The sequence below is a fragment of the Anaerobacillus sp. ABD4_527 genome (assembly GCF_056160805.1).
In genome coordinates this window covers 736203-762377 of the sequence record NZ_JBSWXZ010000001.1, presented here as the reverse complement: position 1 = coordinate 762377, position 26175 = coordinate 736203, and the positions used below count along the sequence as shown (strand labels likewise).

Below are 26175 nucleotides of genomic sequence, written 5' to 3'. Positions count from 1 at the left end.
AAACCTTATGGGAACACTACCCTGACAGTATTGTGAAAAGAGGTAGTGTGAATGAAGAATTCTTTGCGTTTATTAATGGTATTAACTTTACTTATATTATTTCCATTAGGGTCATTAGGGATTCAGGCTAAAGACATCAATAAGAATATTAAAATTGCAGAACTCACTAATAAGGTTGATTTTGAAGTTTTCTCTCCTGACAAAATCCCCAAGGATAGTACATTGGAGATTAAAACTTACTCTAATTCAGATATTAACAATGTCACTCAAATCAGATTACATTATATAAACAAAGCTGATCAGGTTTTGTTATTTGGAATTGAACAAAGTAAGATATCAAATATGTCTTCAAATTATTCATTTTATAATGGAGAAAATGTTGATATAAATGGAAAAAAGGGTAATTTCAAGCCATTTGTTAATGCCTCAGGAGGTATACTTTCCTGGGTTCAAGATGGAACTTATATAGAGATGGATAGCAGCAGGAAATCTAAAGAAGAAATGATGATAATTGCAAGGTCAATGAAAGCTGTTAAGCAAAATTCTATTCACCCTAGCACTAAAAAGTTGGGATTGCTTGTGCTAAGTAATGATATTCAATGTTATAAGTAGCTTCTTCAGGAAATTTGAAGCGTTAGCTGAAAAAAATAAGCGATGCAGGTTTAGGTTAGTTTTGAGGGATAAAATAATATCACTCAGGAAAAATAGTCCAGAGGTGATTTATATGATACGACTTCTAATTTCAATTGGTGTAAGTTTATTACTCTGGAATACGTTATCCTCTAACCAAGTATTAGCAAAAAGTAATATTGAGAGAACGGAAATACAATCGGATTTTTATGATCCACTCTTGGTTTTATTAGACCCTTATACTAGGAAAGCGATTAACCAAAAGTACCCGACTCGCAGTTATGATTTATGGAATGCAGAAATTTTAGAAGTAATTCGCAAAACTGATGGATATTCACAATATGAGTTTAAGATAAAAATTAGATATGAGACTTATACAGGACCACACAATCCACCAGAAGGACCAGTTACTATAACTTTTGATATAAAGACAGAAGGAGTTATTGTAACTAGCGTGGATGGATGAATTTTAAAATATTCTTCTTCCACAATCGGGAGCGTTAATATAGAAGTATTACGCTCCTAAAGAATACATAAGGAGTAAAGTTGTTTGCTTTTTAGTAAATTAAAAACAGCAATAAAGACTTCGGTGCTGACTTGGTTGTTTAGTATCATTTTAATTTCTGTAGGGGGCATTATTTATAAGGTGACGGGGGGAGATGGGGAAATATCTGTTGCAATCGGAGCATCATTTTTGCTGATTATATATTTTATCCCTGCAATAATAATCGTTGGTATTCCAATCTCAGTGGCAGCTGATCAACTTACTGTAGAAAGTAATCATCGAAAATTGTATTCCCTTATGGTACATAATGGGCTAGGGATACTTATTTTCTTTGTTGTTTTTTCAAATTCAGATAAAGTAGATACTTTCAATTTTGTAGTGAGTTCTTCTCCCTGGTTGTTAATAGTTATTATTATGTCTACGTTATTGTGGAGGTTTGATGAAAAGGCAAAGATGAATGTTAATTTGTAGCAACATATCAACAATCGGGAGCGAAAACTGTACAGTGGCTATGGCTTATTGTGGTAACCGATCAAGGTTGTTCAAGTATGAAATTGTGTACACATAAGAATAATTTAATATTCTTGGACATCTTCTTTATATAGGGGGGTGTCTAAGATGAAGAGATTCTATTTTATAGGGTTGGGTTTATTATTATCCTTTGTATTTATTGGTTCATTTACATTATTAGATGACCCATCCAGTAATGAAGCAAAAGTAATTGCCAACGGTATAAAGTCGAACGAAGGTAATTTAGGAATAATAGCTGAAGAGTTAGCAGAATTTATTGCAGACAGTTTAAAGGAGAAAGGTATAAATGGAAGACTGGTCCTTATTCAAAATGATATAGAGGTTTCTCCAAAGTTCCTGATTTATATTGACACTGTGGCTAATACTCAGGAAGAGCGCGCAATTGTTGAAACAGAGGTTAATGACGTTGTTCAGATAGCAAAAGATACATTGATACTACCAGAAAATTTTGCTTTTGAAATTATTGTAAAAGGACAAGGTAAGATAAGCTAAGAAGTAGCAAACGGGTGGGTAGTTATAGATTTAATAGGAGAAACCTCGATTTCAAGTCTTCAAGAATAGGGAGCGTTGATCTAGAAAGGATTACGCTCTTTTTTGTGTAATTAAATTAAAGGAAGGTTAGGTTAAGAATGTATAGATAGATACGGGGGATGGAAAATGGGAGTTAGAAAACTTTCTAAAACAAGTCATGAGGATGTTATTAGATTATTTGATAAGGATATTGTAAATTATCAGTTTTTAATAGATGGTATGCTTAGAAATAATTATCGGGGTAATTTTAAAGTGTTCGGTGAATATCAAGAAGACCAGTTGGTTTCTATCCTAGTAAACAACTACAACAATGTCATATATTTCTCAAAGGCAGATAGAGACGTTAGTGTATATAAGGATATACTTAAGGAGTTGGAATTCAATAAATTAAGTGGACCTAGTTATCTAATGCAAAAATTCTTGCCCTATGTAAATGCAAAAGAAAATACCCTATCTTATTTGGGTATAGTAAAAAACATTTCTAGACCAAGAATGCTAAAAACCCCAATAGGAGTTATTAAGACTGATTATGAAATCAGTATGCAGTACGACTTATTGTTATCAACTAGTGAGTTTACGGAAAGTCTTCCTAAGTCGAAGGAAGACTATATCCAGACTGAACAAAAGCGTCTAAAAGAGACTAGTGATCGAACAGTATACTTATTAGAGGATGGAGAGATGGTCTCTTCTTGTGCCACCATAGCAGAAGACATCAATAGTGCAATTATTATTGGAGTTGTAACAAATCCACGATATAGAAATAAAGGATACGGGACAGAAGTGTTAATTGGGCTCTTTCAAATGTTGCTTGATGAAGGTAAATATCCATATTTATTTTATAACAATCCAGCAGCTAGAAGCGTTTATAAGAAAATCGGCATGACAGAAGTTTGCGAATGGCGAGTGATTAATCTTTAGCTCTTTATTCAACAATCGGGAGCGAGTTGATCTAAAAGGACTACGCTCTTTTTTGTTTAAGTTAATAAAGGAAGGTTTAATTGAACAAATGAGATGAAATATCCCTCAGTTTGGAGGTGTTAGAATGTATGATACTCGATGGGCTAATAATGATGAAATTACTCTTATGGCAGACTATTGGTACAGAATGGCAAGTGAAATGGGAGAGATAGATAATATCCCAAAGCCAGATATACAGAGAGTTGAAGAAGTTAAAAACATGTTTATAAAAGAATCTAACATAGGTAATTTAATGTTTAGAGTTGCCATAGATAGTAATGATAAGATTGTTGCTTGTGCAGGTGGTTTACTTAGGATGGAATATTCCTACCCGCTTGCAGAAGAACAAAGTCTTTTTGGTTGGGTGGTAGCAGTATATACGTTGGAAAAATATCGAAATAATGGTTTAGCGTATAAATTAGTAGGTGAAATTTGTTTGTGGCTCGAACAAAAAGGGGCAAAACGAGCAAGGTTGTGGTCAAGTTCGACTGGGAGAAAAGTATATGAAAATCTTGGATTTGAAAATATGTTGGATATGTCTAAGCCACTTTCTAATGGGGGATAATTCTTTTATTACAAGGAACACCGAATCTAGTTCATTGCTTTGTGAACCATTAACACTTTTCAACAAAAGGGAGCTATAACTGTACAGTGGCTATGGCTTATTGTGGTAACGGATTAAGGTTGTTCAAGTATGAAATTGTGTACACATAAGAATAATTTAATATTCTTGGACATCTTCTTTATATAGGGGGGTGTCTAAGATGAAGAGATTCTATTTTATAGGGTTGGGTTTATTATTATCCTTCGTATTTATTGGTTCATTTACATTATTAGATGACCCATCCAGTAATGAAGCAAAAGTAATTGCCAACGGTATAAAGTCGAACGAAGGTAATTTAGGAATAATAGCTGAAGAGTTAGCAGAATTTATTGCAGACAGTTTAAAGGAGAAAGGTATAAATGGAAGACTGGTCCTTATTCAAAATGATATAGAGGTTTCTCCAAAGTTCCTGATTTATATTGACACTGTGGCTAATACTCAGGAAGAGCGCGCAATTGTTGAAACAGAGGTTAATGACATTGTTCAGATAGCAAAAGATACATTGATACTACCAGAAAATTTTGCTTTTGAAATTATTGTAAAAGGACAAGGTAAGATAAGCTAAGAAGAAGCAAACGGGTGGGTAGTTATAGATTTAATAGGAGAAACCTCGATTTCAAGTCTTCAAGAATAGGGCGCGTTGATCTAGAAAGGATGACGCTCCTTTTGATTAACTTAATACGTATATACGAAGGAGGAAGGGACCTAATGAGAAAATCAGTAGGTATTTTATTGGTACTATCCCTTGCATTAATAGGTTGCAGTTATGGAAATACACCTAATGAAGCTTCCTCCAAAGTAAAAGAAAAATCTATATCTGAGCAGCAAGTTACAACACACTTAGTTTACCAGGATGTTGTTATATTAGAGGTGAAGAAAACCAGCATCGTAATTGCGTCACCTGCTTCAGATCCTGAGGCGTTTTACCCTGCTTACCTAGTATACATTGATGAAAATACTATAATAAAAGGCACCAAAGAAAAGTTTGATGAGTTAGTTGAGGGTGATGATGTTAGTGTAAGGGTTAACAATGAAGGTACAGAAAAAGAGGTTGCAGAAAGTATCGTTGTCTACTAGTGGGCGTTCGTTGTTTCATTAAGGGAGCAATACCGAGTTGGATGAAAACTAAAAAGATATATAGAAGGCGGAAATAAATTACTGAAATGAGTAATATAGAAAAATGTTATTACCTCCATATTGAAGAGAGAAGGTATACATATGGCAAATAAACTAAAAAAGAAGCATATTGACTTAACCTCACTAATTGATCTAACTTTAAAAGTGCCGACTGTAAAAGTTAACAGAAAAGAATTTTTAACGAAAAAATTTGCAAATGGAGTATCTGAGGATCAGTTGAATCAAATTTTAGCAGTAGGACCATACAAAGCTGGGATTAATAGGTCTGAGCTCGATAATGTTGCAAAAGCTGTAATTCATAAAAGGTCATTAAAAAGTGCTGGGCTTGGATTTGCTGCAGGTGTTCCAGGTGGATTAGCAATGGCGGGGACAATTCCGGCAGACTTATATCAATTTTTTGGAAATTCGGTGGTTTTAGCCCAAGAATTGGCTTATTTATATGGGCATGGTGACTTATGGCTTGATGAACATACCGATATGGAAGAAGCTCGTAATGAAATAATCATGTTTTTAGGAGTTATGTTTAGCGTTGCAGGAACAGCAAATGCCTTAAAGTTTATTTCGAATGGATTATCAAAACAATTGCTAAAAAAGTTACCGCAAAAAGCTCTTACAAAAACGCTTTACTACCCTATAATTAAGAAATCGCTTTTATACATTGGGATAAAAGTGAATAAAGATGTATTTGCTAAGGGCGTCGCAAAAGCGGTACCAGTACTAGGAGGAGCAGTTGGTGGAACCTTAACCTATATAAGTATGCGCCCAATGGGCAACAGGCTGTATAAAGCACTATCTGAAGCATTAGTGCTATCTGAAGAAGGCTTATACGATGAATATAAGGCTATGAAAGAGTACTTCCCGGATATTATTGATATAGATTTTTCGAACATAGATAATGATGAAGATCCTGAAGGGGTAGCGTCAGGAAAATAAGAATTTACAACGCTAAGTATCAACTTCCTTTACTCGTGTTTTCTCAGGTAAGTAAAAGTACAGATTTAGATACTCATTAATTTTATATATGGATTTTAGTGTTCTAACACCATCATTTATTTACTTTATCTCGAAACTGAGTCTTAATGAATAGGGCGCTTTAATGAATAACTAAGGGAACTTATTTTAATGAGCTTCCCTTTTTTAGGTCCAATAAAGGAGATAGGAACAATAGTATTGAAATGAAATATTGGATAAAAAAACCAAGAATAGGCGGAATATAAATGGATTTAATGAAACAGATAGAAGAGCTTGATTTTGCACTTTTACAGTCCTTTTCAAATAAACAAGATCAACCGTGGGGAGTTCTGTTTTGGAACCAGGACCAACCAGAATATTATGATGCAAACCATGCTCATTTGAGTGAACAACCTGATGACCCCGAAAAAGTTATCTATGAGGTTACTTCATTTTATAAAGCGATGAATATTATTCCTAGGTTTTATTTGTATGGACTGGAGTCAAAGTCAAGCTTTATTGCGCTATTAAAAGAGAAAGGTTTTCAGTATGAAGAGTTTCCGCAACCGATTCAGCTATGGAATAAAAAAGTAATACAGTTACCATTCAATAAAAATGTAACAATAGAGAAAGTAGACTTTAAGAATTATAATGATGCCTTATGGGTAGAGTGTCAGATTAATGAATTTGGAGGAAGAGTAGTTCGTGAAAAGGCGTTAGAATCTGAGTTTAACGATAATCGTTATAGTCATTACCTTTTAAAATATAAAGGGACACCTTGTTCTACAACATGCTTGTTTGTTCATGGTAATCAGGGGAGAGTAGAGAGTGTCGCGACAATCGAAGAATATAGAGGAAAAGGATTAATCGGCTATTTGTTACAACACGTGCAAAGTGAATCTCAATATTTACGGCTAGACAAACTATGGGTTCACCCGATTAGTGAAAAAGTTGAGAAAGTTTATAGTCGCTATGGTTTTACTACCATACTTACATTACAAACCGGTCATGCTTATTTAGGTGGAAAAGGGATTAGAGAGATACATGGACGATGAGATAGTCAAGGAAAGGTGAATTGAGGGAAGAGGTTAGGTAATGGAGTTGATCGCTTACTAAAAGCCTCTACTCCTTATACAATTCAAGGAGCCTTTTCATTGAGACGGTAATTTCTGCTGTTCCATAAATGGTGAGTTTATACAGGGGGAGTGCAAATGCAAAAGGTAGCAAAATACGTGAGTATCAGTTTGTTTGTAATCGCAGGTCTATTGTTCTTGGTGGGCTTATTTATTGATTATTCCTTTTCACAGTACACAATGTTGTTTTTGGCTCCATCTATCATAGTTCATGAGCTCTTACAGATGCCTGCAAAGGGAAAAAGAAGGATATATTCATTTGTTTATATTAGTGTTGCTTCTCTAATATTCGGAATCGCAGTGTTAGAATTATTCATTGGCTGAGGGGATTCAGGAATTAAGAAGGAATAAATTAAGAAATTAGCAATAGGAAAGAAATGAATTATCTCCTCTTAAGAGTAACTTTTAAAGATTCTGTTTAAAACATACCGAAACCAAGTCTTCATCAAACGGGAGCGTTGCTCCAGGAAGAATAAATTAAATTAATATAATTCCAGTGCAGTTTAAGGAATGTTCGAAACTAAAATGTTTGGAAAGTTTGAATTTGTATGAAAATAGGAGGCGCAATGAAACGGTTAGTTATTATCACAGTAGGTAAAACCCATAGTGGAAAAACTACATTTGCAACAATGTTAGAAAGTAAGTTATCCAATTCTTTTATAATGGACCAAGATAATAATGCGGAATTTTTAAATACATATTATAAGAGTTTACTACCAAAGCAAGGACCTAACACTTTGAAGCATTCTATTTCAAGAGTAATAATTAATTATGCTATAGAGTACACAGATTTTCATATTATTGCTAGTAGTGCTAATCGTACAAGAACAGGAAGAAAATATTTGCTCGAAGAAATATATGATTACAATGTATTTCTTAGTGTCATTGTTCATTTTGATATTCCTGATGAAATTCTTCATAATAGAGTAGCTAAAAGTCAACGAAGTACCAATATACTTAGAGGAGCTTATTCTAACTTTGAGGAAGTACTAATTAGTCAACAGAGTGGGTCTATGAATAAGGATGTCGTAGATCCAGAAGAAGGAGAGGCAGATTATTTATTTGTAATTAAAGATAATAAGGAAGTTGAATCTGTAATTAAAGAAATTGTTCATTTAGTCAAACAGTTATGATTGATTTTTTATTCTAATATTAAGTTAAAGGGAGCAGGAGTTGAATAAGAGTAGTTTTCTAAATTGGAGGAAGAAAAGACAGAGGAAGACTTTAAAGAATTTCAAGATCGGATTAATTTGGATGAAGAATTCAACTTCTATTATAAAAATGAAGAATATTGGATAAGTCGAAATCTTAATGAGTGTTATCTAACAAAAGTTAAAGGGTCTATAACTCAAATCTTCGAAACATCAGAAGAACTTTTTCTAAAAGGGAGAATTGACGGAAAACGCTTATCAAAAATATATGAGGAGATAGTATGGTAGCTATTATTCTTATTCACTTAACGGGAGCTATGCTTTACTACTTTTATGTGTTCAAACAAATAAAAGAATTAAGATATGGGATGGAATATAAATAAAAGGAGGAGGGTTGCAAAATGAGCAAAAGAATTAAAGATCGTATTATCTCTGCACTTGCTTATGGAGTCACTTCTATTCTTTTCATATACTTCATATACGGGGAAATAAAATGGTCTATTGTATTAGGATTAACGATAAGTGGTTTTATTCTTCCAGAAACAGGAAAGTTAGAGCATAACACAAATCGTAAAAACCTTTCGTTTTCGTTTAGTAGTATCTCGACTTTGAGTTTTAAACAAAAGGGAGCTTATCCTATGTTTGATAAGCTCCTTTTTCTATGTAATAAAGATTGAGTTTGTAATTAGAGTTTGAAATAATTTTTAAGTAAGTAGTGGAATGGAGAAGTAAGTTTAACACTAAAGCAGTTAAGGAGATTGAATTTGTATACTGTAATTGAACATACACCACTTTATGTCTTAGGAATCATATCTCTTATTACTACCATCTATTTAACATATTTATTTCGAACAAAAGTCAAAGGAATTTTAATTTTTAAAGTTATAACGATATTACTTTTCTTAAGTGTGTCATTAATGGCTATTTTAGTAGAAATATTCCCTGATGAAGTATTCTTTATGTTTAAATATATATTCCCTCTACTAGGTACAATTTTTATTCTTCTTGGGATATATAACAAAATTTTGCTTAGGAGAGACAAAGAGAATACTAAATGGTAACAAAGATGAAAGTGTTGAGTATTGTAAAAATGTTGTTCCACTAACAGGGAGCGTTAATTTAGAAAGGGTTAGGATCCTTATAATAAAGGTGCAGTTTTATCAATAGGTGATACTATCTTATTATGGATAGGAGAAAAAATAGATGAAATACTTAAGTTCTATGCTGCTTCTTTTTCTACTATTAATGTTGGGTGGATGCATCGGTTCAGAGCCTAAAGTTTCAGAGGAAAAAGCGAAATCAATTGTTATGGACCACGGCTCTGGAGACTTAGGCAGAGTCGAAATAATATCAGTAATACACCAAAAAAGTACGTATATTATAGAATACGAAAATGTGGATAATTGTGAGAGAGGTACTCTACATATAAATGATCAAAGTGGAAAAATAAAAAAAGGTGAAGTCTCAATATGTTGATGGGTTTTGTCGCTAAAAGTTTATCCATTTAAGGAATCGATTGTACAATATTAGCAATCTTCTTTACTAACGAAGGGGATACTTGAAAACTTATATTGAAACTTCACAGAGGAATGTTCGTACTACATACTAAAGGACTTTTTGGTATGCAATGATTATAAGAAGGAGGGGGTGCTAAATTGAAGAACAAAGATATTCTTCTTGGTATGAATATATTGATCCTAAGTATCGTACCCATAGCTGTTTTCTCATCAATGATGTTCCTTAATGGATCACAGTCTATCTTAGTGTTATGGGCTTTTTTAATTTTAGCAACGATATTATCCATACTATCTTTTAAGAGACAAAAGTTTCTTGCAACATTATCACTCATTATCTTATTGGGCACAGCCTCTCTTATAATCTTTGCTGCAATGATGGCTGGAATGTCTCCTAGTTCTTAATTTGGGAGTTAATAGTGAAATAAGGAGCTGTCGATGTGGCAGCTCCTATTGTGTTAAAGAAACAGCAGTCAATAATAGTTTTAGTTTTATAAGAGAGTAAAGCCACTTTCTACAAAGGAGGTCTAAATGAGAGGAAGGTTTATTTTCTTTATCAGTATTTTATTATTACTGGTGGGTTGTACTAACATCGGTTCGAATGAACCAATAAATGAGGAGAAACGAGTATATGATTTTGTTTTATCAGTCAAAACAGATAAGGGGGTCTATGAGAATAGGGATACAATTGAGGTTTCTTCATATTTTAAATTTGTTGGAGAAGAAATACAGTTCGACAAAAAGCCCCAAATATCAATTTTCATAGCCAATAAAGAAAATGGAAATGTTGTGAAACAAGTAGATTTTAATGACATTTAAAAGGTAATGAAAAAGGGAGATGAATTTTCTCAAACAATTCAAAGCTTTAAACTCCCTAGAGGGAATTATCGATTATATGTAGGAACGACTCCTTTTAGAGTGGGGCCAGCTAGCTATTTAATAAATACTAATCCAAGAGAATTTAAAGTAAGGTAGTTCAGCTAAAGGGAGCGAATCTTTAATATTTATTTTAGAAAAGAGGATATAGGATGGGTATATTTTTCAAGAAGATGTCTGAAAAGGAAACGAACCATTGGAGAAAGGGATGTATTTTAGGGTTTTATGCCTTCTTAATAACTTTGTTTATGAACCAAACATATTTCTATTTTTTCAATAGTTACTTCTTTTCAAATTTCGTTATTTTTTGGATTGGGTTGATATCAGCATTTGCATGGTCTTTAATTTTAAATATTAATTTTGATAGTGGAAGGAACACTAGAATGTGAAACATCTGTAGGTTCTAGCGATTGGTTTTAGTTACATATTCTCTTCAATATCTCGAAATCAAGTCTTACGTAATTGGGGGCGAATGTTCAATAGATCATTCGCGCTTTTTTTATATAATCACAAAAAATATCGAGGCAATTAGCTATTTAACTAGCGGAACAGGGGAGTTGAGGACTCTTTTACGAGGTTAAATGACAGGTTCGAATCCAAAATTGATTCTTTCGTATACTGTTTTTCAAACCTCAATTTATGTGTTAGTGTTCTTAAATGAAAAATATATAGAAACTAGGGGGATTGGGATTGAACAATCGTGGTGTAGGGGTTCTATTAATCGGGTTATCTCTATTGACAGGAGTCATTACATACTCAGTAGGTGAGTTGATCATAGCAATTAAGCAATCTGCTGCACACGTATCTGCATCGGTTTCTGGAGCAAACGGACCTGCCGTGGGTTGGGGCGGAAACCCATTTCTATCAGAGATGCCAGTGCTGACTATTGCAAGTAGTATCATTTTAGGGTTAGTCCTCCTAATAAAAAGAAATTAAGTGCGTTTGTATGGATGGTGTACAATTTGAAAAATGGAAATTATATAAAAGATACTCCAATGTAAATCTTTTTTGAACAACTATCCTGAGGGATTTATCAAAGCTGGAGGTACCCTAAGTTCAAGTAATCCAGGTGTCCCTCTAATGTCGATAATATTAATCTTTAAAACCGCTTTAATAGGTGTATGCATAATCAGAAAGTAATAAAATGCTTAAACAATAGAATTCAATGCGAAGGAAGCAAACTTCTAAAAGTTAGGAGGCTATAATGAATTTACGATGGCGCTATCTTGTCTATATAACTGGATTTATCGTATTATTAATCATCATAGGTGAGGTGAAGGACTATCTGGATAACATGCAGCGAGGAACATTCAATGTATTTCCATGGTCGATTTTAGCTTTATTAAGTTATTTACCTATTGGACTATATCTTGGAATCCCTATATTATTACACCAGTATAAAAAGCCTGGAAAGTGGAGGGTGAATTTGCAGAAGCTAACTATTATTTGTTTACCATCACTTTATCTTGCTTTTTCCTGGTTTATCCCGACCTCTATCCTCCCAGCTTTTCTTTATCACAGTTATGAGGAACTAAGTCTTGGTGGCATTATTGCTACAGGATACATACTCACTACGAGCTTTACCAAAGAAAGTAATTAAAATAGAAATGAAATTTCAGTTGAAAAAGTTATAGATTAATCTTCATAGCTGTTCACAAAAAAATTTCACTCAACAATAGGGAGTGTTATGTAAGCGATGAATAGCAGGGATCTTAAAAGTAACAAAGGGAACTCCTACAAAGTTGGAGTTCCCTTTTTATGTCTAGAGGTCGTTAGCTTTGACTTGATGGAAAACAAGACATCGCATATTAGAGGAATATAAGCTTAAGGACAGAAGGTTAAAGAAGCTTTATTAATTGAGAAGGGGAAGTGAGCATGATGTCTAGTATCATTTTAGAACAATTTAAGAAGGTAAGAAGCTGGAGTATTGGAGAGGCAGAGAACCTGAGTGAGGATATAGTAAATGTTCAACCAGAAGGGTTCAATAATACGATTAAATGGCACCTGGGTCATATTATTACGGAAACTGAATACTTTTTGTTTGAACTTACTAGCCTGGAAGTAAAGCTACCAAACACATACAATGATTTTTTTGCGCCGGGTACAAAACCAGCGGATTGGGAAGGAGAAGCACCTCTTTTGTCTGAACTAGTCTCATCACTTAAAAGCCAGTTAGAACGAGTTAATCAAATCTCTGAAGAAAAGCTATGTCATGTGTTAGAAAAACCTATACATGGATTTAAAACGGTTGCAGATAGTGCATCTTTTTCAGCCTTGCATGAATCTCTTCATTTGGGTCAACTATTATCAATGAAGCGTATAATTCATTATTCTTCAAAGTGATCAGGGTATTTATAGAATTAAGGATTAGTACTTTTTTTGTTCTAGAATTGGGAGTGTTGATCTAAAAGGAATATTACGAAATGGAAAATTTAAGGATTGAGATTAGGAGATTATTAATCATTAAGACTAAAGGTTTTTATTGTGATGAAGTATTAAGTAGTAAGACTCAATTGGAGAAAGTACTAGAGACAGAAAAAGGACTAGCCTATCATCACACAAAGGCGTTTTATAAAGTATATAATGTTGCTAACCCTAAGAAACTCATTTCATCTTTAATTACATTGGAGGAAAGTGATAATAGATTATTGCTTGAACTATTGAGTAATTAGAAAAGTAGCTGCTATGGTCACAGAAGAAAACGAAGCTTGTAGTGTTATTACAAATATAGGTAACTATCAATATAAAGCATCTACATTGGCATATTGTATCCGGTAACCCTTTAGGTTAGTTATAAATAAAAGCGAAACTCTCTAATTAGTTGTGTTTCTCTAATAACAGAAAAGAGGATGGTTGGATGAAAAATGATTTGAAACGGTTAGAAAAATACGCTGCTATTACGGTAGAAGTAGGGTTGAACCTTCAACAGGGTCAAACCCTCATTATTGATGCCCCCATCCATGCCTCAGAGTTTGTACAGCAGGTAGTCAAAGTGGCTTATGATAAGGGTGCAAAATACGTAATGGTCGAGTATACAGATGAACAAGTTTTGTTAACCAAATATGAAAAAGCTCCAGAAGAGGGATTAAAATACTACCCAGAATGGAAAGCAAAGGGGTACGAGGAGATGGCCAGAGAAGGTGCAGCTTTGTTAAACGTTTTTTCTCCGAACCCAAATTTGTTAAAAGACGTGGATCCTGAGCGTGTCTCTATCGCACAAAAAGCAATTGGAGAAGCACTCCGTCCGTTCACTTCTTATCAAATATCGGGGAAAATGAACTGGTGTATTGTAGCTGTCCCATCAAAAGAATGGGCTAAACAGGTGTTCCCTGATCGTTCAGATAGAGAAAGTATGCAACTGCTCTGGGATCAAATTTTTGAAGCGACACGCATCAATACAAATGATCCAGTTGAGGAATGGAAGAAACACGTTGAAATGATGAATAGCTCTGTACGCTTTCTAAATAATAACAACTTCAGAAAACTTCATTATAGAGCGAAGAATGGAACCAATTTTTCTGTTGAATTACCTGAATTACATAAGTGGATGTGTGCGAATTTCACAAGTGGAAGCGGGATCTCTTACGTTCCAAACATACCAACGGAAGAAGTGTTTACGGTTCCGAAGAGAGATGGTGTGAACGGTGTGATAAAAAGCTCTAAGACTTTAAACTACAATGGCTTTTTAATCTCTGATTTTTGTTTGACTTTTAAAGAGGGGAAAGTAGTAGATTATAGTGCTAAAAAAGGTTATGAGGTGCTTAAATCAATCTTAGAAACGGATGAGGGTGCAAGGTATTTAGGTGAAATAGCACTCGTTCCACATAACTCACCTATTTCTAATTCAGAGCTTGTCTTCTATAATACATTGTTTGACGAAAATGCCTCCTGTCATGTTGCCCTTGGCAATGGTTTGCCTATAGCGTTAGAGGGTGGCCCAGATATGAATAAAGAAGAACTAGCAAATCAGAACTTAAATGAGAGCCTAATTCACGTTGATTTTATGTTTGGTACCGCAGACCTTGAGATTGATGGCGAAACAGAATTAGGTGACATCGTTTCGATTTTCCGAAATGGAAACTGGGAATTTTAATTTGAGTCTTCTAAAGCCGGTCTATGATTTAATCTAGTCCTGCTTAGTATTCAACAGAAGGGAGCATTTCTTTAGAAAGTAGAAGAACACTTTTTTGTGAAATAAGTGTTCATAATAAAGATTACTGCTGTAAAATAAGGTATATTAATGAATAGATTCTCTTGTAATTGAAGAAAAGTGGTGAACAAAGTGGGAAGATACCAATTAGATAACAAAGGTAAGGTAGCTGTGACAAAATTTCATGAAAAGCAGACGACTACCAAATTTGATAGAAAGAATCATCTTGAAAAAATACGTGCAGAGTATTTAAAAAAGAAGCAACAACAGACAGATAAATAATATGATGGATAACATAGGAAGATTAAGTTCTTCCTATGTTTTTTTATGAAATGTTTTATATCGATATCTTTTGCAATCGGGAGCAAGTGATCAAGAACCCAATAAAATCTGCTTTGGTTAAGAGTGCCTGACCTCGCTGCTATATAACTGTGAAAGATTAGGGGTCGTGGATCGATATTGTGATTATTAAGTTAATAACCGAATTAATAGAAGAGTCCATCCTATGAAGGGTTAGGGCTCTTTTTTGGCAGGAATTAGGTGGAATGACCTTGCATTATGGTGTAAATACTTTGAAAGTGTAATTACTATTTTTGTAAGTAACGCAATGAACAGAGAGCTGACGAAAGGGAGCATTGATATCTTGTTGCTTTCAATCCCGGCGCAAGCGCATTTCGATTGTGATATACAATACACGAACTAAACGAAGAATCACTAAAATTTTCAGAAAGAAAATCGTTGAATGTGATTCATTTGAAAGACCTGTTTGAGGGGAAATTTTCTCCTATAATAGTGCCTGACATCCACGGCATAATCCCTTTAAAAGATCGTGGGTCATGCACCTTCCTCCGTTCCTCATACTTCTTTTGTGTTTTTTCGTAATAATAGGAATTTTATATATTTTTGTAAACGTCTTCATTTGTATCGAGTATGCTTTATACTAAAAACGACAGCAATAGACAAAAACGGCTGCGGTATGAATATTCATTGCTGTTTTACAACAAGAGAGGAGGAAATTGTATTGATTAAAAAACGTAAAGGAATGTTTCAAAAAGGATTGGATGCCATTGAATATGTAGGGAATAAGCTGCCCCATCCAATTACACTATTTGCTATCTTAGCACTACTGGTTGTCCTACTGTCTGCTATCGTTTCTAGTTTTGGGCTGAGTGTAGAGCACCCTGGGGAAGAAGGAAAAATTGTTGAAGTAAACAACCTCCTCAGTGCAGAAGGTATTGAGTATATTTTCTCCAGTATGACCGATAACTTTATTGGATTTGCACCTTTAGGGGTCGTTCTAGTGACAATGCTTGGGATTGGAGTAGCCGAAAGAACCGGACTGATTAGTGCATGCTTACGTGGTTTTGTGCTTTCTGTTCCAAAATCATTGATCACTTATGGACTTGTATTTGCAGGGGTCATGTCCAGTGTTGCTTCAGACGCTGGTTATGTAGTATTACCTCCACTCGGGGCTGTCATTTTTGCAGCACTTGGCCGTCACCCATTAGCGGGACTTGCTGGTGCATTTGCAGGTGTTTCTGCAGGCTTCAGCGCTAACTTGTTTTTATCAGCGACGGACCCCTTATTAGGAGAGTTAACGATTGATGCTGCTGCTATCATTGATCCTGCCTATGCGGCGAATATGAACATAGCGATGAACTATTATTTCATCGTTGTTTCTGTATTCTTGCTAACATTTGTAGGGGGATGGGTCACAGAAAAGATTGTCGAACCCCGTTTGGGACAATATAAAGGCGAATTCCGTGAAGATTTAAAGGGATTGGATGCTACAGAAAAGAAAGGTTTAAAATGGGCAGGTATTTCTGTCGCTGTAGCAACCGTGCTTGTTGCTCTTTTGATTCTGCCATCTGGTGCGCCTTTAAGAGGAGAAGATGGAGGGATCATACAATCTCCATTTATGAGTTCCCTTGTGCCAATTATCACCATTCTATTCTTTATTCCTGGGTTGTTTTATGGCATCGCCGTCAAAAGTATTAAAAATGATAAAGATGTGGCAAACCAGCTTTCTGAGACGATGGCTTCCATGGGGATGTTCATTGTACTTGCTTTTACTGCCGGACAATTTGTAGCTTACTTCTCAGAAACAAATATGGGACTGGTCATCGGTGTTTATGGCGCAGAATTATTAGAATCGGCCAACCTATCAGGGATCCCATTAATCTTAGGTTTTATATTAGTGGCCGCTACCATTAACTTGTTTATTGGCAGTGCTTCTGCAAAATGGGCAATGATGGCTCCGGTATTTGTACCGATCATGATGCAGCTAGGTTATTCACCTGAATTAACACAGATGGCCTACCGTGTGGCAGATTCTACAACAAATATCATTACGCCTCTAATGACTTACTTTGCTATCATTATTGCATTCGCTCAAAAATACGATAAAAACATGGGAATTGGGACTCTGATTTCTGTTATGTTCCCATATACGGTCTTTTTCCTTGTATCATGGACAATCATGTTAATTATCTGGATGCTGACGGGCATTAATTTGGGACCAGGCTCTCCTATCCACTATTAATTAGTCAACCGTATACTAATCGAAGATCATTCGGTGTATGCTAATTCATTTGTGAAGCCAGGCATCTTTATTAAGAGATTAGTGTCACGGTATACATTAAATAAGAGAAATTATGAAAGAGAGCTAAAATTTTTAGCTCTCTTTCTTATATGTTGAAAACAACGTGAACCTTTCCCTCGAGTAACAAATTTCCACTTCAGTTCTAGTAAAGGTTTTTAATAATGAGAAAGAAAAAGTTAATAACTAAATAACGTTTATACATTTATTGGAGGGGTAGTTACTGATTGTACTTACAGAAATTGGAGTAGGTGTTTTTTATTTAAATCAAAAAACGTATCTAAATTGGTTGTTCATGTAATGAGCTCATAGATTGGTCTTTGGAAGTGTTACTCCGATTTTAGGACACGAAACAGAAATTTGGATACTTTTCAAGATTACTGCGGCTCTGGTTCTCTCAGCGCTTAATTATTCCGCAAAAGATATTAAGATTGAGTATGTAATGGGAGCTGAGGAATCTGATTTCGAAATCATATCAAGTGAATAAGCTTTTGAGGAGGTTTAAAAATGTCTTTCGGGAAAAGATTTCTTGTTACATGTTTAATCTTAATGGTTGTAATGAGTATTGAATATATATTCTTGCCGGATAATTTAATAATTAAGGCAGTGGCATTAAGTTCGACTACTATGGTCGTTACCGCAGTAATCAATAAGAAATACCCTCTAAAAAAGAAGCAAATTCCTAAATAATGTTTGTGACGAATTATGATAATAGCATTGCTAAAATGCAGGTAAATATAAATGGGGAGACATTTGAACAAAATTTCACTCCTGGTGAAGACAAAGACAACATTAATGTTTCAGTGGATCAGCCGAAATTAAAAGAGTACATAGAAGAGGGTTACGGCACAATGCCTGATATCCAATTGAATGATGGCGATAGTCTCTCCGCAATGAAATGGACGACGAAGAGAGAAATGAAATTATAAAATACTCAAACAACATATTATCTAACTTAAAAGTAATAGAAGAAGTAAAGGAATATGAGAGACATTTAAAGGGTGAGAACATCAGTGTTAAATATAGGTCAGGGTTTGAATATTTTTTATTAACTGATGAAAAAAAGCCGCACAAAACAATTTATATTGGTACAAAGGACAATAAAGCATATAAATTAGAATCTGATGAAGCGGATGTTAATAATCTGATTAGTTGGCTGGAAAATTACTAATTACTTATTTGGTTATTTATTAAAAGGGAGCGTATCTTTAAATAGATATGTTCCTTTTTTTGTATAAGTAATGGATTTTCCAGAACTATTTTGAAATAATTGGTATTGGAAGAATAAATAAATGGAGGGATATATTTTGAAAGTTGAATTTACAGGTCATGAATTAAACCCAGGACACGATATGAAGAAATTATCGATCATGACGGCACAATGCCTAGTAGAGGAAATGCAAGATGGAGTCGAGGAGCAGAGGAAGATCCAAATCACTACATCAAATTCGTTGATCATCGCAGACAAACTCAATACTGCAGAGCCAAACGAGAGCAAGATGACGTTACTTGATAAGGCGCTATTGAAATCTGAGGATACTATGTTTCCTCTAATGAATGAAGGCAGCGTGACAAACTTTAACGGGATGCTTGTTTTGAGTAATGTAAAGATTGTCCCATTTGCTAATCCTGACAATGTCATTGAGTATGAAAGTTATGCTCTTTATACTGATCATATTATGGGGTTCGGTCTAACAGAGTAGTGGAAAAAGAAGTTTTGTTTTACTTCTTCCATAATAGGGAGCGAGTTTGTAAAAATGTACATTTGAAAATTACCTGTATATTTTCTAAGTATTTATTAAGTTTTTAGAGTTATTTTTTGGGAGATAACACTCTAACTAACCGGCCTCCTATAATAGGAGCCAGGATCATTAATATACTTACTAGATATAAGCGTATTTCAAATATAGACAAATATAAGAATGACAATATTGGGTAAGAAGTCCAAAAAAGAATATAGAATATGATAAACAAAAACTTAACTCTTTGAAGAAATTGCTGAAAACGTCTATTCTTTGCTTCAATATGGTATAAAGATTCTATTAATTCTCTAAGCGTTGATAGCTTCCTAAATTTATGTAGGAGTAAAGTTACCATTATGCTAATTGGGATAAGGGATATTATTAGTATTTTCATATTCAACTCCTAACTTTAGCAATTACATATTTACCTTATTATAACTCAATTGTTCTTGCCTGGTTAATCATGTAATGGCAGTTTGTAGGATGGATGAGTGGGTTGCTATCAAAATTAGCGAACCCGAAAGTTCGCCATATATGATGTGTGGAACATTGACTGAGCCTAGGTTTCAAAAAGTGATAGTTGGTAAGGGTGAAACTAATCTGGTTGAATTAGAAGATGGAGTTAGAAGAGTGTGGTACACCTTAAGTGATCACTTTAATGTAGAAATAAAAGTAAAGGTAACCGATGGGACAGAAGAATTGCTGAAAAAGGAAAATAAAAAAGTAGTTTTATACTAATAAAGAGAGCGCTTGCATAAAACGCTTATTCAGCAAGGAGGAGTATATTGAAAGTTTTGAAGATCATTCTTAATGTACTCATTCCCTTTATTATCATCTTTTTAGTGTTTTCAACTTTTATGGGATACATAGCTGAAAATATAAGGGATTATTACAACTTCAAGTGGTTGGCATTAACTTTTATTCTGGGAGGATATGTCCTTCAATTTTATAAGTGGATGTACGGATTGACAGTAGTGGTGTTGAGTATCTATATATGGTTTTTGTTTTGATTTATTGTAGAGATTAGAATTCAATATTAGGGAGCGAAGATCTAAGAAGTATTACCTTTCCTTTTGTTTGATTAACTTACTAGTCATTACATTTTATTAGTAAGGGTTGATTAGATGAAGAAAATCATATTAACTATATTATCTTCATTACTACTTGGGGGGTGCAATTACACACCTTCTGATAGTGATATAGTTGTTGGTTTGGGAAGTGAAATCACTAACCTCACTGCCTTTGAATTATTCCTAGACAATGTTAAAGAAGGTAAAGAAGATAATATAAGAATAGTAAGTTATACAGATGAAGGAGACCCAATAATTAAAGATGTTAATTATGACGGTAGCTCCATTTATGCTGAGACAGATACAACAAGAGATAAGTTCGGAAGAAGTAGAGTTGAGAGGATATCTTGTAACTCAATTGACTTGAAAGTAACTGTAACTCCTGAAAAGAGTGAGGAATATTTTTTAAGTGAGTGCGAACCATCTCAACCCGGTGGGAACTTATGGTCACATCTCTTAACAGTTTACGATGTATCTAATTAAGCAATAGGGAGCTTGAAATTTAGGAAGATTACGCTCCATAAGGTTTCATACGAAAGTAATCAGTAAAAATTATTAGCTAATTAAGAGCAACAGAATAATTTCGATGCAGTCTTAGTTTATTAGTATCGGTTTAAGTGAATTACATGTAGCACTTTAAAAAGGGAAGTTGATAACATCACCATATTAAATATCCCTCCTGTGACAATGACCTTATTTATTATTTACATAGTTGTTTTTCTCTCAGATAAATTATGGAGCAATAAATTATCGAAATGGGGTACAGGAAAGAGTTTAACTATATGAGTAAGGGAGAATGGTACCGTCTCATTACTGCTCCATTTTTTCATATGAATATCGTTCATCTTATGGGAAATGCTTTTGGAATTTTTTTCGTCGGATTAGTGCTTGAAAACAAAATTGGTAGCTTACTGTTTCTGCTCATTTATACATTTGGAAATGTAATTGCTTCCTTGTTATTTTCTATCTTTTCTTCATTTAATAAAGGAACAGGGGCTTCTCCCGGAATCTACGCATTGATAGGCTGTATCTTATATCTCTTTATACAAACTCCTGAACTATTCAATTTCCAATTAGGAACTTGGAGTACAAACTATATTATTTTCTATTTAATTCTTGGAAACTTTATAGGCTTAGGTGGAACTGTTTCCCATCTTGTTGGATTTTTGCTTGGAATCCTGATGAGTTTCTTTTTATTCTAGATATGTACCAACTGAGAAGGATTTCTGCTCAAATTTAGATTGAGTAGGATTGTGAGAGGTAAATATACGCGCTAACAAATATTCATATGAGGAGAAATTCTATTGAACAAAAGAAAATTAGATAACTATTCACCGCCAAAACATATAGTCTCGGCTGCAGCTATTGTCATTAATGAACAGAGACAGATTTTATTAATCAAGGGACCTAGGAGAGGTTGGGAAATGCCAGGCGGACAAGTTGAAGAGGGAGAATCTCTAATTGAGGCTGTGATAAGAGAAACGAAAGAGGAATCAGGTATCGACATTGAGGTTGATAAATTTTGTGGGGTATTTCAAAATGTCCACGAATCAATATGTAATACATTGTTCTTAGCAAAATCAATAGGAGGTAAAATAGCCACCTCACCAGAGAGTTTGGAAGTAGGTTTCTACCCTATTGAAAAAGCATTAAAAATGGTAACATATAAAAATTTCAGAGAGAGAATCGAATATTGTTTGAATGAAAGTTTACATCCATTCTATATAGATTTTTAAGGTGTGAGTAAAACATTACGTACTAACCATTATTCAATAATAAGGTTTTGAACTCTTAAATTAGAGAAGGAGGAATATTGTGACTGAAGGTCTTCTTCACCACCTCGAAATCTATGTTTCTAACTTGGAAAGATCGACTTCATTCTGGAACTGGTTTTTGAACGATTTAGGATATAGCCCTTATCAAAAATGGGTTATGGGACAAAGTTGGAAGTTGGGAGAAACTTACTTAGTATTTGTACAAACTGAGAAAAAGTTTTTAGATATTCCTTATCACAGGAGCAGGACAGGCTTGAACCATTTAGCTTTCCACGCTTCATCACGTGAAAGAGTAGACGAAATGACGGTGAAGCTCAAGGAGAGAGGTATAAACATTCTTTATGAAGATCAACACCCTTTTGCTGGCGGCAAAGATTATTATGCTGTTTTCTTTGAGGATCCAGATAGGATTAAAGTAGAGTTTGTAGCTCCATCTTCCTGACTAGACTCTAAGCAAACGGTTGTGGAATAGCTGAGGGAACCCCAATTTTGACGAGGGTTCTTTTTTTTAGCTTAACAAATTTAATTACTATTTTAAAATAAATCATTGTGATTGTTTCAAATAATTTTAAATAGTTTGATTTTTATAGATGCTCGTAGTATCCTTTCTTCATGAATCCGTTTACAAAGAAAGTGAAGGAGGTACAAAATTTGAAAGCAATGAAAAACAGATGGTTAATTGCATTATCAGCTATTTCCATCCACCTTTCCATCGGAGGTGCCTATGCATATAGCGTATATACCACCCCCGTAAGTGAACAAATGGGTTGGACTCCAACTCAAGTAACGATTGCATTTACCATTATGATGGCACTGGCTGGCTCATCCGCAGCATTGTTTGGAAAATTTGTTGAAAAAAATGGTCCAAGAAAATCAGCAGCTTTGGCTGGTGTTTTGTTTGGATTAGGACAAGCAGGTTCGGGGATTGCGATCGCGATTGAGTCACTTCCACTTTTCCTAATGGCCTATGGGGTAGCAAGTGGACTTGGACTTGGTATCGGCTATATTTCCCCCGTATCAACTCTTGTGAAATGGTTCCCTGACCGAAGAGGGTTAGCAACCGGATTAGCCGTACTTGGTTTCGGAACAGGAGCACTTATTACAGCACCGGTTGCAGCTAACTTAATAACTTCAATTGGAATATCAAATACTTTTTACATATTAGGGGCAGCTTACTTTGTTTTTATTCTATTAGGTGCTTCTTACATAGCCCCACCTCCTGAGGGCTGGATGCCAGCTTCTATGAAACAAAATATGGCCTCTGGGAAAAAAGTTTATAAAAAGGATTTACAACAATTGACTTCAAAAGAAGCGGTTAAAACAAAGCGTTTTTGGCTGCTTTGGACGATGATGCTTATTAATACTACCGCAGGAATTATGATGATTTCAGTTGCTTCACCAATGGCCCAAGAAGTTGTAGGGTTATCAGCCGCTGCAGCTGCCACAATGGTCGGAATTATGGGTGTATTTAATGGCGGAGGTCGTCTTGGCTGGGCAACGGCTTCAGACTATATTGGCCGCCCCAATGTTTTTCTGATCTTTTTCATAATACAGTCTGTTGCTTTCTTTATGCTTCCGATTACATCAAACATCATCATATTCCAACTGCTAATATTCCTCGTTGTTACTTGTTACGGCGGAGGATTTTCTAATCTCCCTGCGTTTATTGGTAATTTGTTTGGAACGAAACAACTCGGTGCCATTCATGGGTATTTGTTAACAACATGGTCCCTAGGTGGCGTATTTGGACCTATGATTGTCTCTCAAATTCGGGCTAGAACCGATAGTTACACTCCTGTATTTTACGTTTTTCTTGCCTTAATATTATTAGCGCTTGTCGTCTCCATTCTTATGAAATTAGACATTAAAAAGACTGAGAAGGATTTAAAACACCAACAAGAAGAAGCTGTTAATTATTAATTAGCAAACCAAAGCATATGCATTTTTTAAGTTGGATCGCGTCTTACCGACGAGGTTCAACTTTTTTCTTAGGAATGAGATTCTCGATTGAAGCGGAATCTAGTCACTTTCCTTAGGAGTCTTCCAGATTGCCATCCGATCAATGTAATAAGAGAAAGGTGAACATGGTGGAATGTAGAATTACTGCTGCTCAATCAGGAGTTTGATGTTAGGCAATAGGGAGTTTACCCACAATTTAGGTGAACTCCTTTAAAAAGTTGAGTTTGCTAATGGGATTGAACTTGTTTTGAAATTAGTATCTTTCTCAAATTAATAATTGATGAATTCTCTATTGGGTATGGTTAGCTTTATCGAGGAACATTGATCAATAATAGACTTTCTACTAAAAACAAGTCATATGGCGAACGATATGACTTGTTTATCGTCTAGTAATCATCAATTCTACTTTTACTTAAGGGCGTCATAATAGGGAAGTCTGTGTCTATTTGATCAAGGGACCATAAAAATTGATGCCATTTGTGGAGTTCTCCTATGACTTTGATCGAAGAAGGTGAAGGACGGTTGTTGGTAGTGGCTAACTCATATAAGGTTTCTTTCTTCATGATAACAGTAACGTAATCCTCTATTACTTCACCAGACAAGTAACGAAAGATGCCGCGTTTGATTTCCGTTAAGGCTTTTTCGTCCCGATCTGGAATAATAAAGTTCAATTTGAAGTCATAATCCCCAGCGATCAATCCGTTTATTCTGATACTCAGCATGTTCAATACTTGTTCGAGTGTCATAATATCCAGAACCTCTGTTGTAATGGTAGACCTCTGGATTGGAATTATTCCATAACGAAGCTCTTGAGCCCCCATCAAATATTCATTACGCCATGGTCCGGATTCTGCGATGTATCCGAGTTGCTCAAGAGCATCTGCACAAAGGTATTTCGCTTTCTTATTCGTAGGATTAGCGAAGATAACGTGTTTGGTGACTTCTGCTACCCATTGGTAATCACCTTCTCTAAAGCATTCCTTCGCTTTTTTGATGACTTCATCCTCTCCGCCCATATAATCCACATATTTTTTTGAGGACTCTTCAGGGAGGAGCTTGTTTAAATCGACAGGGTTTCCGTTATACCACCCCATATATTTTTGATACACCGCTTTAGAGTTATGGTTGACCGTTCCGTAAAACGAACTGTTGAACCACTCGCCTTTTAAACTTTCAGGAAAGGTTACCATTCTTCCTACTTGATCGATCGTGTAGCCTTGGTTGATCAATCTTAGTGTCTGATCATTAATATATTGGTACATGTCTCGCTGTTTTTCCATATAGTCGATGCAGTATTCTCTTCCGTGCCTTGGCCAATTATGCACTTCAAATACAGATGTCAATTGTTTCCCAAAAAGCTCAATGGCCTGTTGGATGTATTTTGCCCAGGCGACTGGGTCTCTCACTTCAGCTCCGCGTAATGTATAAACGTTATGAAGCGTAGCTGTACAGTTTTCTGCAATACAAAGACTTTTTTCCTCAGGGATAAACATATTCATCTCAGCCGGTGCTTCTGTATCCGGTGTAATTTGGAATTGCATTCTTACACCATCGATGATTTTCTCGACATAGGATTTACCCGTGCAAGGTGAAATTTCTTCAGCAGAATCGACTAACGTCACAACACCAGTGGATACATACTTTCCAATGCCGCTATCCACTTGACCTTTTTTTTCGCGAGGCAGAACCTCACCATACATGTAAAATCCTCGCCTCGACATGGCAATACCTGCGGTCACATTCTCTTCTAGGGCTGCACTTAAAAACCCGCTTGGTGCATAAATTTTTACATCATCCGTCGTTCTACTATTAATTACGCCTTCAACACCGCCATAATGATCGACGTGTGAATGAGAAAAGATGATGGCACTGATCGGGTACTTTCCAAAATAGCTGTCGATTAATTCAATAGCTGCTTCTGCTGTTTCTTTGCTTGTAAGACAGTCTATCACGATCCAGCCTGTCTTTCCGCGAATAATACTCATGTTTGCAAGATCAAACCCTCTGATCTGATAAATGTTTTCTGTCACTTGAAAAAGACCGGCATTTAAATTCAGTTTTCCCTGATACCATAGTCTCGGGTTAACGGATGACGGAAGTTTGTCTTCCAGAAGGAATTCATACCGTTTTAAATCCCAAACAGGAAGAAGCGAATCATCTGGTTTAATAACAGGGAGAGAGACGTTTTTTAGCACATTTCTCGTAGCCCACTCCTGTTCAATCTTCAGCTTTGCCCAGGGTAGGCTTTCTTTTATTAATTCATTACTTTTTTGCGTTTTCTTTGTGGCATCCTTAGGGAAAGGAGTCAATTCTGCTATTTTCTTATCATCGTTTTGTTCCATGAGATGTCACCTCCAAGA

General features: G+C 35.2%; 30 protein-coding genes and 1 pseudogene. 30 read left to right on the top strand and 1 reads right to left on the bottom strand.

The window, feature by feature from the left end; genetic code table 11:
• Positions 1-51 precede the first annotated feature (51 nt).
• The 30 genes and pseudogenes from ACXAHI_RS03950 (at position 52) to ACXAHI_RS03805 (ending at position 23776) form a co-directional block, all read left to right on the top strand.
• Entirely contained in the window at positions 52-612 is a 561-nt protein-coding gene (locus ACXAHI_RS03950; RefSeq protein ID WP_474846097.1) for a hypothetical protein, read from the top strand.
• 112 nt (positions 613-724) lie between these two features.
• Positions 725-1096 carry a DUF3888 domain-containing protein gene (locus ACXAHI_RS03945; protein ID WP_474846095.1) on the top strand — a complete coding sequence of 124 codons (372 nt, stop codon included), beginning with the start codon at positions 725-727 and terminating at the stop codon, positions 1094-1096.
• Positions 1097-1180: 84 nt separating this feature from the next.
• A complete protein-coding gene (locus ACXAHI_RS03940) occupies positions 1181-1606 on the top strand; it encodes a hypothetical protein (RefSeq protein ID WP_474846093.1) in 426 nt (141 codons plus the stop codon).
• A 147-nt stretch (positions 1607-1753) separates the two neighbouring features.
• Positions 1754-2158 (top strand): hypothetical protein, encoded by a 405-nt coding sequence (locus tag ACXAHI_RS03935; protein WP_474846091.1) that lies wholly within the window; start codon positions 1754-1756, stop codon positions 2156-2158.
• 165 nt (positions 2159-2323) lie between these two features.
• Complete coding sequence (locus ACXAHI_RS03930; protein ID WP_474846089.1) at positions 2324-3115, top strand: GNAT family N-acetyltransferase; 792 nt, start codon at positions 2324-2326, stop codon at positions 3113-3115.
• 124 nt (positions 3116-3239) lie between these two features.
• A complete protein-coding gene (locus ACXAHI_RS03925; RefSeq protein ID WP_474846087.1) occupies positions 3240-3719 on the top strand; it encodes a GNAT family N-acetyltransferase in 480 nt (159 codons plus the stop codon).
• A 199-nt stretch (positions 3720-3918) separates the two neighbouring features.
• On the top strand, positions 3919-4323 hold the full coding sequence (locus tag ACXAHI_RS03920; RefSeq protein WP_474846085.1) for a hypothetical protein: 405 nt from the start codon (positions 3919-3921) through the stop codon (positions 4321-4323).
• A 143-nt stretch (positions 4324-4466) separates the two neighbouring features.
• Entirely contained in the window at positions 4467-4835 is a 369-nt protein-coding gene (locus ACXAHI_RS03915) for a hypothetical protein (RefSeq protein ID WP_474846082.1), read from the top strand.
• A gap of 141 nt (positions 4836-4976) precedes the next feature.
• Positions 4977-5828 (top strand): bacteriochlorophyll 4-vinyl reductase, encoded by an 852-nt coding sequence (locus ACXAHI_RS03910; protein WP_474846080.1) that lies wholly within the window; start codon positions 4977-4979, stop codon positions 5826-5828.
• 284 nt (positions 5829-6112) lie between these two features.
• A complete protein-coding gene (locus ACXAHI_RS03905; protein WP_474846078.1) occupies positions 6113-6901 on the top strand; it encodes a GNAT family N-acetyltransferase in 789 nt (262 codons plus the stop codon).
• Positions 6902-7057: 156 nt separating this feature from the next.
• Positions 7058-7303, top strand: coding sequence for a hypothetical protein (locus ACXAHI_RS03900; RefSeq protein ID WP_474811498.1), 246 nt, complete (start codon positions 7058-7060; stop codon positions 7301-7303).
• Positions 7304-7545: 242 nt separating this feature from the next.
• Positions 7546-8112 carry an ATP-binding protein gene (locus ACXAHI_RS03895; protein ID WP_474811500.1) on the top strand — a complete coding sequence of 189 codons (567 nt, stop codon included), beginning with the start codon at positions 7546-7548 and terminating at the stop codon, positions 8110-8112.
• 419 nt (positions 8113-8531) lie between these two features.
• The gene (locus tag ACXAHI_RS03890; protein WP_474811504.1) at positions 8532-8807 is read left to right on the top strand and encodes a hypothetical protein; all 276 of its coding nucleotides are present in this window, start codon (positions 8532-8534) and stop codon (positions 8805-8807) included.
• Between the two features lie 526 nt (positions 8808-9333).
• Entirely contained in the window at positions 9334-9606 is a 273-nt protein-coding gene (locus ACXAHI_RS03885; protein WP_474846076.1) for a hypothetical protein, read from the top strand.
• A gap of 179 nt (positions 9607-9785) precedes the next feature.
• On the top strand, positions 9786-10049 hold the full coding sequence (locus ACXAHI_RS03880; RefSeq protein ID WP_474811507.1) for a hypothetical protein: 264 nt from the start codon (positions 9786-9788) through the stop codon (positions 10047-10049).
• Between the two features lie 126 nt (positions 10050-10175).
• Positions 10176-10463: a hypothetical protein gene (locus ACXAHI_RS03875; RefSeq protein WP_474846074.1), complete on the top strand. Its 288-nt coding sequence runs from the start codon at positions 10176-10178 to the stop codon at positions 10461-10463.
• Between the two features lie 747 nt (positions 10464-11210).
• A complete protein-coding gene (locus ACXAHI_RS03870) occupies positions 11211-11456 on the top strand; it encodes a hypothetical protein (protein WP_474811511.1) in 246 nt (81 codons plus the stop codon).
• A gap of 268 nt (positions 11457-11724) precedes the next feature.
• Positions 11725-12120 carry a hypothetical protein gene (locus ACXAHI_RS03865; RefSeq protein WP_474811513.1) on the top strand — a complete coding sequence of 132 codons (396 nt, stop codon included), beginning with the start codon at positions 11725-11727 and terminating at the stop codon, positions 12118-12120.
• A gap of 275 nt (positions 12121-12395) precedes the next feature.
• Positions 12396-12863, top strand: coding sequence for a DinB family protein (locus ACXAHI_RS03860; protein ID WP_474811515.1), 468 nt, complete (start codon positions 12396-12398; stop codon positions 12861-12863).
• A gap of 80 nt (positions 12864-12943) precedes the next feature.
• Positions 12944-13311: pseudogene (locus ACXAHI_RS03855) on the top strand (HIT domain-containing protein).
• A gap of 66 nt (positions 13312-13377) precedes the next feature.
• Positions 13378-14613 carry an aminopeptidase gene (locus ACXAHI_RS03850; protein WP_474811517.1) on the top strand — a complete coding sequence of 412 codons (1236 nt, stop codon included), beginning with the start codon at positions 13378-13380 and terminating at the stop codon, positions 14611-14613.
• A gap of 1078 nt (positions 14614-15691) precedes the next feature.
• The gene (locus ACXAHI_RS03845) at positions 15692-17212 is read left to right on the top strand and encodes an AbgT family transporter (RefSeq protein WP_474846072.1); all 1521 of its coding nucleotides are present in this window, start codon (positions 15692-15694) and stop codon (positions 17210-17212) included.
• Positions 17213-17994: 782 nt separating this feature from the next.
• Positions 17995-18198, top strand: coding sequence for a hypothetical protein (locus ACXAHI_RS03840; protein WP_474846070.1), 204 nt, complete (start codon positions 17995-17997; stop codon positions 18196-18198).
• 378 nt (positions 18199-18576) lie between these two features.
• Positions 18577-18972: a hypothetical protein gene (locus ACXAHI_RS03835; RefSeq protein ID WP_474846068.1), complete on the top strand. Its 396-nt coding sequence runs from the start codon at positions 18577-18579 to the stop codon at positions 18970-18972.
• Positions 18973-19494: 522 nt separating this feature from the next.
• Positions 19495-19749, top strand: a complete 255-nt coding sequence (locus tag ACXAHI_RS03830; protein ID WP_474846066.1) for a hypothetical protein — start codon at positions 19495-19497, stop codon at positions 19747-19749.
• 386 nt (positions 19750-20135) lie between these two features.
• Positions 20136-20564 carry a DUF4362 domain-containing protein gene (locus tag ACXAHI_RS03825; RefSeq protein WP_474811529.1) on the top strand — a complete coding sequence of 143 codons (429 nt, stop codon included), beginning with the start codon at positions 20136-20138 and terminating at the stop codon, positions 20562-20564.
• Between the two features lie 299 nt (positions 20565-20863).
• A complete protein-coding gene (locus tag ACXAHI_RS03820) occupies positions 20864-21283 on the top strand; it encodes a rhomboid family intramembrane serine protease (RefSeq protein WP_474811531.1) in 420 nt (139 codons plus the stop codon).
• Between the two features lie 102 nt (positions 21284-21385).
• On the top strand, positions 21386-21817 hold the full coding sequence (locus tag ACXAHI_RS03815; protein ID WP_474846064.1) for an NUDIX hydrolase: 432 nt from the start codon (positions 21386-21388) through the stop codon (positions 21815-21817).
• A gap of 79 nt (positions 21818-21896) precedes the next feature.
• Entirely contained in the window at positions 21897-22298 is a 402-nt protein-coding gene (locus ACXAHI_RS03810) for a VOC family protein (protein WP_474846062.1), read from the top strand.
• A 218-nt stretch (positions 22299-22516) separates the two neighbouring features.
• Positions 22517-23776 (top strand): L-lactate MFS transporter, encoded by a 1260-nt coding sequence (locus ACXAHI_RS03805; protein ID WP_474848060.1) that lies wholly within the window; start codon positions 22517-22519, stop codon positions 23774-23776.
• Positions 23777-24201: 425 nt separating this feature from the next.
• Here ACXAHI_RS03805 and ACXAHI_RS03800 read toward each other — a convergent pair whose 3' ends face one another.
• Positions 24202-26157 carry an alkyl/aryl-sulfatase gene (locus ACXAHI_RS03800; protein ID WP_474846060.1) on the bottom strand — a complete coding sequence of 652 codons (1956 nt, stop codon included), beginning with the start codon at positions 26155-26157 and terminating at the stop codon, positions 24202-24204.
• Positions 26158-26175: the final 18 nt, after the last annotated feature.